11 protein-coding genes are annotated in these 11,201 nt (G+C 61.8%); 1 reads left to right on the top strand and 10 read right to left on the bottom strand.

Translation table 11 applies throughout. The features are described 5' to 3' along the window. The 10 genes from ACCD00_RS28675 to ACCD00_RS28630 form a co-directional block, all read right to left on the bottom strand. A partial coding sequence (locus ACCD00_RS28675) for a HEAT repeat domain-containing protein (RefSeq protein ID WP_413428604.1) occupies positions 1–578 on the bottom strand: 578 nt, incomplete at its 3' end. Next, positions 575–1,423 carry an ABC transporter ATP-binding protein gene (locus tag ACCD00_RS28670; RefSeq protein WP_413428603.1) on the bottom strand — a complete coding sequence of 283 codons (849 nt, stop codon included), beginning with the start codon at positions 1,421–1,423 and terminating at the stop codon, positions 575–577. The genes ACCD00_RS28675 and ACCD00_RS28670, both read right to left, overlap by 4 nt. Beyond that, a complete protein-coding gene (locus tag ACCD00_RS28665; RefSeq protein ID WP_413428602.1) occupies positions 1,423–2,205 on the bottom strand; it encodes an ABC transporter permease in 783 nt (260 codons plus the stop codon). Before ACCD00_RS28665 ends, ACCD00_RS28670 begins: the two co-directional genes overlap by 1 nt. A 146-nt stretch (positions 2,206–2,351) precedes the next feature. Next, positions 2,352–3,758: an ABC transporter substrate-binding protein gene (locus ACCD00_RS28660; protein WP_413428601.1), complete on the bottom strand. Its 1,407-nt coding sequence runs from the start codon at positions 3,756–3,758 to the stop codon at positions 2,352–2,354. A gap of 237 nt (positions 3,759–3,995) precedes the next feature. Continuing rightward, complete coding sequence (locus ACCD00_RS28655; protein WP_007946457.1) at positions 3,996–4,241, bottom strand: ferredoxin family protein; 246 nt, start codon at positions 4,239–4,241, stop codon at positions 3,996–3,998. 26 nt (positions 4,242–4,267) lie between these two features. Continuing rightward, positions 4,268–5,998 (bottom strand): fumarate reductase/succinate dehydrogenase flavoprotein subunit, encoded by a 1,731-nt coding sequence (locus ACCD00_RS28650; protein ID WP_413428600.1) that lies wholly within the window; start codon positions 5,996–5,998, stop codon positions 4,268–4,270. A 2-nt stretch (positions 5,999–6,000) separates the two neighbouring features. Further along, positions 6,001–6,747, bottom strand: a complete 747-nt coding sequence (locus ACCD00_RS28645) for a GntR family transcriptional regulator (RefSeq protein ID WP_413428599.1) — start codon at positions 6,745–6,747, stop codon at positions 6,001–6,003. Positions 6,748–6,978: 231 nt separating this feature from the next. Next, positions 6,979–7,947: a Gfo/Idh/MocA family protein gene (locus tag ACCD00_RS28640; RefSeq protein WP_413428598.1), complete on the bottom strand. Its 969-nt coding sequence runs from the start codon at positions 7,945–7,947 to the stop codon at positions 6,979–6,981. Between the two features lie 16 nt (positions 7,948–7,963). Beyond that, the gene (locus tag ACCD00_RS28635) at positions 7,964–8,851 is read right to left on the bottom strand and encodes a Dyp-type peroxidase (RefSeq protein WP_413428597.1); all 888 of its coding nucleotides are present in this window, start codon (positions 8,849–8,851) and stop codon (positions 7,964–7,966) included. A 93-nt stretch (positions 8,852–8,944) separates the two neighbouring features. Further along, the gene (locus ACCD00_RS28630; protein ID WP_413428596.1) at positions 8,945–9,985 is read right to left on the bottom strand and encodes an AraC family transcriptional regulator; all 1,041 of its coding nucleotides are present in this window, start codon (positions 9,983–9,985) and stop codon (positions 8,945–8,947) included. A 208-nt stretch (positions 9,986–10,193) separates the two neighbouring features. On the opposite strand from ACCD00_RS28630, the gene ACCD00_RS28625 reads away from it, so the two are divergent. Continuing rightward, positions 10,194–11,138, top strand: coding sequence for a transporter (locus ACCD00_RS28625; RefSeq protein ID WP_413428595.1), 945 nt, complete (start codon positions 10,194–10,196; stop codon positions 11,136–11,138). Positions 11,139–11,201: the final 63 nt, after the last annotated feature.

Genomic DNA, 11,201 nt, shown 5'->3' with positions numbered 1-11,201 from the left:
CCCAACGCCCCGGTGGCGGCACGCCGTACGTCGGTGTCCGGGTCATCGCTGGCCAACCGCGCCAGCGCCGGCAAGGCCTCGAGTTGCTTAAGCCAGCCGAGCACACCTACCGCTTCGCGGCGCACACCGGCGCTTTCATCGTCCAATGCCCGTGCAGCCGCATCGGCGGCATCGGGGCAACGCAACTCGCGCAAGGCCCTGAACGCGGCAATGCGTACGCCAGTGTCGGCGTGCCCGGTCCACGGCAGTATGACCCGGCCCGCCGCCTCGCTCTTGAGCAGGCTAAGGCTTTGCGCAGCGGCCGCCTGCACCGCCGGGGATGGATCAGTCAGCGCCTGGCACAACGCTTCGACCACGGGCTCGTCCTCCCAGGCTTCCAGCAACCGCGCGGCTTCGGCGCGAACGTCGGCAATCGGGTCTTCGGCCAGTCGATCGATCAACCACAGCAGGCCGTCCGGCTCCTCAAGATCGGCCAACTCGATCAACGCGATCCGGCGTACACCGGGGTCGTCATCGGTCAGGCGCGGCTGCAGGGCAAGAATGTCGTCGTTATCGGTTACATCGAATAGTGAGGTCATAGGGCAAATCGCGGCAGTTTGTTTTCAGGGGGAAGGCCGAGCGGATTCAGGCGCGGCAGCTGCCGGCCGTCTTCGTGGCGCAGGAGTTCGAGGCAATGACGCTTCAGGTGCGAGAATTCAGGGCGGGTCACCAGCTCCGTGCTGCGCGGCCTGGGGAAGTCCAGGCGCAGGTCTTCGATGATCCGCCCGGGGCGTGAACTCATGACCAGCAAGCGGTCGGCGAGGAACAGCGCTTCGTCGATGTCATGGGTGACAAACACCACGGTGGTGCGGATGCGCGTCCAGATGTCCAGCAGCAGTTCCTGCATGTTCAACCGGGTCAGGGCATCGAGGGCACCGAAGGGTTCATCCATCAGCAACAGGCGCGGGCGGTTGACCAGCACCCGGGCAATTTCCACCCGTTGCTGCATGCCGCCGGAGAGCTGATCGGGCCAGCGCCCGGCAAACCCTTCGAGCCCCACCAGGGCGAGGATTTCATCCGCCGCCTTGTGCCGTTCGGCCTTGCCGACGCCACGCATTTTCAAGCCGAACGCCACGTTGTCACGCACCGTGCGCCACGGAAACAAGGTGTGCTGCTGGAACACCATGCCGCGTTGTGGCGATGGCCCCGATACCGGCGCGCCATCCACGTTCAAGGTGCCGGTGCGCGGTTGCAGGTGCCCCGCCAACGCGCCGAGCAAAGTCGACTTGCCGCAGCCGGACGGCCCGAGAATGCACACGAACTGTCCCGGTTCGATCTGGCAATCGAGACCCTGCACCGCTTCGAAGGCCGCTTGGCCCTCGCCCAGGCTGATTGACAGCCCGCGAATATCGATACGTCCTTGCAGGTGTTGAAAAACGCTCATCAGGCTTTTCCTCGTGGTCGATGCCAGGGCGTGAACAGCCCGCCCAGACGTTTGATCAGCAGGCTGCTGCCCATGCCGAGCACGCCAATCAGCAACATGCCGACGACGATGTCGGCGTAGTTCTGGATGGTGTAGGACTCCCAGGTGTAATAACCAATGCCGAACTGGCCGGAGATCATTTCTGCCGTGACCAGGCAGAACCACGAGGTGCCCATGCCGATGGCCAGGCCGGTAATGATGCTGGGTCCGGCCCCGGGAAGTACGACCTCCAGCAGGATTGCCCGGCGCCCTGCCCCGAGGCTTTTCGCCGAGGCGATCAGCCGCGGGTCGACGCCTTCGACGCCATGCACGGTGTTGAGCAGGATCGGGAACAGTGCGCCGGTGAAGGTGATGAACACCATCGACAGTTCCGACGAAGGAAACATCAGGATCGCCAGGGGAATCCACGCCACCGCCGGGATCGGGCGCAGCACTTCCAGGGGCGGCAGCAGCAGGTCTTCGGCCCATTTCGAGCGACCGATGGCCAGGCCCAGGGCCACACCGATGATCAGCGCGGCGAGGTAGCCGGCGAATACCCGGCCAAGGCTGCTGCCCAGGTGTTGCGCGAGTTTGCCCGAGTCGCCGAGGCCGAGGGCGGCTTCAATGACCGCCACGGGTGTCGGGACGTTGGCGAAGGTCACCAGGCCGAGGTTCCAGTGGTGGCTGGCGGCGAGTTGCCAGAACAGCAGGCAGAGCAGCAAGGACGCGGCTCTGGGGATCCAGCGTGAATATGATCGGTACACAATTATTCCTCTCAACCCACCTCCTGTAGGAGCGAGCTTGCTCGCGAAGAACGCCAACGATTACGCGCTCTGTCTGACGGATCGCGTTGTCCGGACGTTTTTAGCGAGCAAGCTCGCTCCTACAGGGGGCTGTGGTGTTTCGGCTGTTAGCGAACAGCCACGGCTTGTGCGGTAGCATCGGTGAAGTCGTACACTTTCCCGCCCTGGGCGGTGGCGAACTGCTGGGCCTGGCCCTTGAGCAGGAACGCACTGAGTCGCCCTTTCGCATCACTGGCAAACCACGCCTGATCCGCCAGCAACTTGATCCCGCTGTCGCTGGCCTGGGTGTACACCGCGCGGATGTTTTTGCCTTCCTGCTTCAGGGCGGCCAACGCCGTGAACGCCAGCTCCGCCGACGCGTACTGGCGGACTTTCGGTTCGCCGCGGACCCAGATCTCGGCCACGTGGCTGAAGTCGGTGATGCCTTTGCCGCTCGACGCATCCACCGCTTTAAGCGGCGTCTGCGCGTAGTTGGCCAGTTGCGCTGTGTAGTCCAGGTTCGACGCCTTGAACGCGGCGCGAATGTATTGGTCGTCGATGAAGGTATTCAGATCGAGACCGCGATCGGCCTTCTTCAACAACTTCAGGGTATCGATGGCAGTGCCCACGGCCTGACGGTATTCCGGCTTCCAGCTCAGGTCACGGGTCTGCACGCCGAGGGGGCCATGGAACAGGTAGTTGACCTCGGCATCGACCCCGGTGACCTTGGCGATCAGCTCGCTGTATTTCTCCGGTTCAGCCGCCAGCAACTGGTTGGCTTCGATACTCGCCCGCAGGTAAGCGACGACGATTTCAGGGTACTGCCTGGCATAGGCCTGATCGACCAGCGCACCGTGGAAGGTCGGCGCGTTGGCCTGGGAGCCGTCATAAATCTTGCGGGCGAAACCACGGCTCGGGAACAGTTCGGCGAAGGGCACGAAGTCGGCGTGAGCATCGATCTTGCCGGCCTGCAACGCGGAGCCGGCGACTTCCGGCGGCTGGGCGATGATGTTCACGTCCTTGAGCGGGTCCCAGCCCTGCGCCGCGACGGCGCGCAGCAACATGCCATGGGCGGTGGAGGCGAACGGCACGGAGATGCTCTTGCCCTTGAGCTCGGCCAGCGACTGCACGCCGGATGCACTCGGCACCACGATGCCGTTGCCGCTGCCCTTGGTGCTGCCCGACAGCACGCTGATAAACAGGCTGTGCTTGCCCGCCGTTTCAAAAGCCACACCATTGAACGCACCGGGGAAATCGGCCATGGCGCCGAAGTCGAGTTTGCCGGCCACCATCTCGTTGGTCAGGGGTGCGCCGCTGGTGAAGTTTTTCCACTGCACGTCGTATTGGGCGTCTTTATAGGGGCCCTCGTGGGGCAGGTATTTGTCCAGCAGACCCAACTCACGAATCAACAGGCCACCGGCGGCGCAGTTGATGGTGGTGTCCTGGGTGCCGATGGCAATGCGGATGGTTTCGGCTGACGCCGACAAGGTGAAGGAAGCCAGTACCAGACCGGCCAAAGCTGCACGCAACATCATGAGTGTTTCCCCTCGAATCATTTATTGGATGTTCGTCTCCGCCGCGATCAGGGCGCGGTGGGAAACGAGGGGTGTTTTGAAGCAGGCGTCCGGTGGTGGCCGGATGGCTTTTGTGTCGTATTTACTGGCCTCATCGCTGGCAAGCCAGCTCCCACAGGTTTCGTGGTTGTTTTCACAATCTGAGGGACAGCACAAATCACTGTGGGAGCGGGCTTGCCCGCGAAGGCGTCCTGTCAGTCAACGCAATAAATAAGGAATCTCCACTTTCACCGCCCCGGTCGGGCAGTCCTTTTCACAGGGCATGCAGTACCAGCATTCGTCGAACGCCATGTAGGCCTTCTGCGTGGCCGGGTTGATCGCCAGCAGGTCCATCGGGCAAACGTCGACGCAGACGGTGCAGCCTTTGTGGGCGATGCAAAGGTCCTCGTCGACCGTGACCGGTGCGTTGGAGCGGAAGAAGATTTCCTGGGGTTGATAGGCCATGTTCACTCTCTCTTTCGTTGACGGCATCACGCCGCGTCGGCGCCGACCCGCAATCGGTCGTAGGCCTGCATTTCATCGGCGTCGAGCGGGATGATGTAGGGCTCGACGGCTTTCTTGAAACTGGTCATCAAACCGTTTTCGCCTTTCTTCAAGTGGCAATGGCAAAACCAGTCGTTGTCGTTGCGCTGCGGGTGATCGACGCGATAGTGGTACAGCCCCCAGCGACTTTCGGCGCGGAACAGTGAAGCGCGGGCGGCCATTTCGGCGCAGTCGCGGATCATGCTGACTTCCATGGCACGCATCAGCTCGTGGGCGTTGTGGGCCTTGATCTGGTCGAGGTCGCGCTGGATGTCGCTGAAACGTTGCAGGCCGATCTGCATCTTCTTCGTCACTTTCGGCGGTTGCAGGTAGTCGTTGACGAAGCGCCGCAGCTTGTACTCGACCTGCGCGGGTGGCAGGCCGTGTTCGCGATCCAGTGGCGCATAGACCCGTTGTTTTTCGGTTTCGATCTGCCGGGCATCCAGCGCTGAAAACTCACGTCCGGCGACAAAATCCGCCGCGTTGTGGCCGGCGAACCAGCCGTAGGTGAACGCGCCGAGCATGTAGTTGTGCGGCACCGCGGCCATGTCACCGGCCGAGTACAAGCCCTTGACCGAGGTCTCGGCCTTCTCGTTGACCCACACCCCCGACGCCGAATGCCCGCTGCAAAAGCCGATTTCCGAGATGTGCATCTCGACCATCTGCGTGCGGTAGTCGGTGCCGCGATTGGCATGGAACTGGCCGCGACTCGGACGCTCGTTGCTGTGCAGGATCTCCTCGATGTTCTGGATGGTTTCCTCGGCCAGGTGATCGAGCTTGAGGAACACCGGACCGTTACCGCTTTCCAGTTCCTGATGGAACTCCCACATCATCTGTCCACTCCAGTAGTCACACTCGATGAAGCGCTCGCCCTTGTTGTTGGCGGTGTAGCCGCCCAAGGGACCGGTGACGTAGGCGCAGGCCGGGCCGTTGTAATCCTTGATCAGCGGGTTGATCTGGAAACACTCCAGGTTCGCCAGCTCGGCCCCGGCGTGGTAGGCCATTGAGTAGCCATCGCCGGCATTGGTCGGATTTTCGTAGGTGCCCATCAGGTAGCCCGAGGATGGCAACCCCAGGCGTCCGGCGGCACCGCAGGCGAGGATCACCGCTTTGGCCTTGATCACATGGAAGTCAGCGGTTCGGCAATCGAAGCCCATCACGCCGTTGACCGTACCCTCTTGATCCGTCAGCAATCGGGTGCAGACCAGCCGGTTGGTAATGGTCACCCGCGCGCGCTTGAGCTGCCGGTACAGGACTTTTTTGATGTCGTGCCCTTCCGGCATCGGCAACACATAAGCGCCCATGTGGTGGACCTTCTTCACCGCGTAGTCGCCGGTTTCGTCCTTCTCGAATTTCACGCCCCAGCGGTCCAGCTGCTCGATGGTTTCGAAGCTATGGGTCGCGTAGGCGTACACCGCAGCCTGGTTGACGATGCCGTCGTTGGCGATGGTGATTTCCTTGGTGTATTGCTCCGGCGTCGAGTGGCCGGGAATGATCGCGTTGTTCAGGCCGTCCATGCCCATGCTGATCGCGCCGCTGCGCTTGACGTTGGCCTTGTCGATCAACAGCACCCGCAGGTCGCGGTTGCGTTCCTTGGCCTTGATCGCTGCCATCGGGCCGGCAGTGCCGCCGCCGATCACGACGATGTCGTATTCCTGTTCGAGGGTGTTGCGTGTCATGTTCAAGCCCCTTTGTGCCGGTCGATCCGCAGGCGGTACTGGAAGGCATCGCCACGGTAGTAAAGGTGTTCGAAGTCCAGCGGCCGACCCTCGGCATCGTGGGTCAGGCGCTCGATACGCATGATCGGCGAGCCAGGTTCGACGTTCAGCGCCCGAGTCAGGTCGCTGTCGGCCAGTACCGCATCGATGGCCAGGTCGGCGTGCCCCAGGGTCAGGCCGCAGTCGTTTTCCAGGATCTGGAAAATGTCGCGAGTGACCAGGTCGGCTTTTTCCAGGCGCTCGCCAACGGCCTTGGGCAGGTAAGTGATTTCCAGGGAAATCGGCTCGCGATTGATCAGGCGCACCCGTTTGATCTGCGCCACGACCTCGCCTTCGGCGACCTGCAAACGCTCGGCGACGAGCTTGTCGGCGGCAATGAACCTGAAGCTGCGCAGGCGGTTGATCACCTCATATCCTCGACCGGTCATGGACTCGGCCAGGCCTTGCAGGGTACTGACGTTCTGGAAGGTTTTCGGCTTGGCGACGAAGGTGCCTTTGCCGTGGATCCTGAAAATCAGCCCTTCCTTTTGCAGGTCACCCAAGGCTTGGCGCACGGTGATGCGGCTGACCTTGAACAACGCGCCAAGCTCGCTTTCGGAAGGCATCTGGCTGTCTTGCGGGTATTCACCGTCGAGGATGCGCGCGCGCAGCACGTCTCGCAGCTGGGTGTGCAACGGGACGCTGCTCAGGGATAGAACGTTATCGGTCATGGCAGATCACTTGTTATAACGAGTTATGACGTGATCTTAGAGAGGTAATGACAAGCTTGAGAAATACCGAATGCGCATAAGGTTAGATGCACAACGCAATCCAAAACTGTAGGAGCGAGCCTGCTCGCGATAAACCCGAGAACGCCGTGGGGTGTCAGGCTTCCAGCGTTATCGTTGACGACCATCGCGAGCAGGCTCGCTCCTACAAGGGATTGTGTGCGGTCTGAAGAATCAGTGGCGCTTGAGGATCTGGTCCATGACCCAATCGGTCTTCAACGCCTGCCCGGCCACGGCCGGATGCTGCGCGTCACCACGTATGTGCGCATTCATGCCCAATACGTGGTGCCACTGGATGTGCGCGTGATGCTCGATGTTCAGGCTGAGATGTTCATCAGTGTGCAGCTCGACCGGGTGCTCGTCGAACACTGAAAACGTGATCCGGCCTTTACTGCCAATCACTTCGACCCGGTCTTCACGGCGATCGGCAACGAAGTTCCAGCAGCCCATCCCCAGTGCCCCGCTGGCAAACCGCCAGGTGGCGCTGACGGCATCTTCGGCCGCGTACAAGCCGGCCTGCCGTGCGGTGAACCCGGCGACTTCGACGATATCGCCGAGCAGGTACTGAAACAGGTCCAGGCCATGGCTGGCCAGATCGGCGAAGTAGCCGCCACCGGCAATCGTCGGGTCAGTGCGCCAGTTATCGGTGCCGTTTCGGTCCGCTGCCGACGGGGCTTTGGTGAGCGTCCAGCTCAAGTGCCGGACCTCGCCGATCCGCCCCTCCTCCAGCCATTGCCGCACTTGCCGGAAGCGTGGCAGCGAACGTCGGTAATAGGACACGAACAGGTGCAGCCCCGCATCGGCAAACACCTGCTGCATCTCGCGGCTTTGCCCGGCGTTCAGCGCCATCGGTTTCTCGACGCAGCAATGCTTGCCGGCGGCGGCCACCTGCAAGGCATAAGCGTGATGGCTGTCAGGTGGCGTGGCGATGTACACCGCGTCGACCTCGGGATCGTCGATCAGCGCTTGCGCATCGGTGTAGACCCGAGCGATGCCGTGGCGCGCGGCGTAGTCGGTGACGGCTTCCAGGCGCCGGCCCATCACCGCCACCAACGCCGATCCGGATGCCTTGTAGAAGGCCGGTGCGCTTTTGCGTTCAGCGACACTGCCACAACCGATCATGCCCCAGCGCACCACGTTCATAGGCTCTCCCTGCTTCTCAGCCGATGCGCAATGCGCGCAGGTCCGGTCGACCGTCCTTGAGCGGCGGGCACCAGTAGTAGCCGCCGGTGACCGGACGGCTGATGCGGTACAGGCCGTCGGTGATGCCGTCTTCCAGGCCACTCATGCGACGCAGTTGGGCTTCGAAGGCATCGAGGGAAAAACCGAAGGCCAGGAACATCAGGCCGGCGCGGTCACCTTCGATCCACGGCATCGAGCGGCGCACCACGAAGGCCTCAGGCGCAAAGCTTTCCTGGGCGGTGCGTTTGACGTGGGCGGAAACCGGCGCGTCGTCGATCTCCTCGTTATCGCTCAAGCGGCGGCCCATGATGTTGTCTTTTTCATCCGCCGACAGCGCATGGAAACCTTTCAAGTCATGCTGCCACTGCTGGATCGCGGCAAAGCTGCCACCCACCGTACCGTCCGCGCCCTCACCGACCACGGCGGCGCTCACGGCGGCTTCGTCGTGTGGGTTCTCGGTGCCATCCTCGTAGCCGGTCAGGTCATGGCCGCTCATGTGGCGGAAGGTTTCGTTCATCTGCACCAGGCGCAACGCCGGGGCCAATGCTGCTGCGATGGCGTTGCTGCGGTTGAGCAACTCACCACGGTCTTCACCGTGCAGCCAGCACCAGAGCGCCTGTTGGGTCGATGGATTATCGACGCCGACACCGGTCAGTGCCGGGAAAACGCGCAGGCCTTCGATCTGCCCATCCAGCGCCTTGACCAGGGATTCACCGAAGCCGACCACCACCGATTTGCCGTCCACCAAGCCTTGCAGGTTATCGAGCGCGGTCGGTAGAGCAGCGACGGATTCGAGAGCGAAGAACATATGGCGGGCTTGAGGCGGAACGGGGGTGGCGAGAATGCCCGGCTGGTAATGACTCATATGAACTCCTCGAAAAAGAGCTCGGAGTTTAACCGGAGTACGAGGGTTTGTGTGCTGTCAGAGGCCACACAAGCCCCTCTCATTACAAGGAGATCAAACCGCGCTGGGGCTTTCGTTGCGGAACGCACTCGGGCTCATGCCGGTCCAGCGCCTGAAAGCCCGGCGAAAGCTGCGCACGTCGCTGTAGCCGACTTCCTCGGTGATGCGCTCGATGGACATGTCCGGGTTGGCCAGCAGGCTCATGGTGCGGGCCTGGCGCACTTGTTCCAGCAGTGTCTCGAACGTCAGGGCATGTTCGGTGAGGCGGCGGCGCAAGGTGCGGCTGCTCATGTTCAGGTCGCCGGCGATTTTCTCGATGTGGCTGCCCTCGGTCAGGTCCCGGGCAATCGCCCGTTCAACCGCCTGGATCAAATCCATTTTCCGGTGCACCTGCGCAGCTTCCAGTTCGAGCAACTTCACTGCCTGACGCAGGGCCAGGGAATGGTGATTGGGCAAGTGAACGTCCAGCCAATACGCATCGATCACCATGCGGTTCTGCAGGCAACCGAAACGCACGTCCGGCCCCAGCAGGCGCGAATATTCGCTGAGATAGTCCGGCGCGGCATGCATGAACTCCACGGCCATCGGCTTGAAATCCGCCCCGACCAGCGCCCGGCCGTACACCAGCAGGCTGGCGAAAAACTCCTCGACCGCGAACAACTGCACGTCGGCGAACGGCAAGCGGCATTCAACGTCGACAAACACCCGATCACCCGCCTCCTCCACGCTCGACACGACAATGCTGCCGGAAGTGTGTTGATGACGGATGCCCAGTTCAAAGGCATCGCGCAAGGTCTTGCACAGCGACAATACATGCCCCAACAACCCCAGCGTTCCGAGTACATTCTGCGCGCCGACCCACAAGCCCAGCCCCTGATTGGGCAGGACTTTGAGCGCTCGCTGAATCATGGCCACGGCCTGGCGATAGGAAATGCGCTGTGCCGGGTCCTGAAGGTCTTCAAAGTCAAATCCCAACCCTCGGCACAGGCTCTCGGGGTCGATGCCTTTTTGCTCGGCGACTTCGGCCAGGGTGTGCAGGAGGAACGGCGACACCAGCGCCAGTTCAAAGGTGGGGTCGGTCACTTTCATTTGCATGGGACTGTACATTCCGGGTCGAGCTGCATTCTTATTTTTGTAACCGGTTATGTCGGAAGAAGTTAGCACAGGGTTCGAAGGCTGTCCGCAGATGCCCCCCTAAATGGCCGCCAATACCCTACCTTGCGGGGCACAGACAGCCTATTTCTATGTTGCGGCCCTCGTATGGACGCCGGAAAGCCCGCTAACAATAATAATGAGGACACCCATGATCCCGACCCGCACGACTCTTCCCCTACTGGTCATTGGCCTGGCCGGCGTCTGCGCCCCGCAACCGGCACTGGCCACCGAGGCTGGCGTGGACAACATCGGCCCCGGCACCGACGGCTTTTTCATGTTGCCGCTTTCGCCCGACAGCCTTCCGGACAACATGGTTGCGTTCAACCTCTACTACAACCACTACAAAGCCACGAAGCTGAACATCAGCTCGCTCGGCGGCAAGGTGCCAAACGTCGAGATCGAATCCACGGCAGTCATTCCGCGCCTGGATTACCTCAGCCCGGTGCGGGTATTCGGCGGCCGGCTGGCCGGCTACATCGCGCAACCGTGGCTCAAGCAGGAAGTCGCGGTGTTCGGCTTGCAGGACACCCGCGAAGGCATGGGCGACACCACGATCGCGCCGATCATTCTCTGGGACATGGGCCCGAACCTGACCCTCGGCGCCGCCATTGAAGTCACCGTGCCGACCGGCGAATACAGCGTTGATCGCCTGGCCAATACCAGCAACAACTTCTACACCTACAAACCCTTGTTCTCCTTCACCTGGCTGCCGACGGACAGAACCGAGGTGTCGATGAAGACCACCTACAGTTTCAACGAAAAAAACAAGGACACCGATTACAAGTCGGGGCAGATTTTCCACTTCGACTATTCGGCCAGTTTCAAGATCACCGACGACCTGATGCTCGGGCTGAACGGCTACTACCTGAAGCAAACCACCGATGACAAACAGTTCGGCCACACCGTGCAGTTCAATGGCCAGGACGTGAACGACGGGGTGCGCGGCCAGGTGTTTGCGATTGGTCCGGCGCTGCACTGGACCTTTCTCAAATACGCCAGCGCGGAGATTCGCTGGGCCAAGGAATTCGACGTGGAAAACCGGCCTGAAGGGGAAATGCTTTGGGCCAAGGTCAGTATTCCCTATGCGTTCTGATTGACCCCTTCGCGAGCAAGCCCGCTCCCACAGGGTGCAGCGTTGCTCTTGTGGGAGCGGGCT

It is taken from the genome of Pseudomonas sp. Pseusp3, from assembly GCF_047304225.1.
GTDB classification, from domain to species: domain Bacteria; phylum Pseudomonadota; class Gammaproteobacteria; order Pseudomonadales; family Pseudomonadaceae; genus Aquipseudomonas; species Aquipseudomonas fluorescens_CD.
The sequence above is the reverse complement of the archived record's forward strand: the minus strand, read 5'-3'. Positions and strand labels throughout refer to the sequence as shown.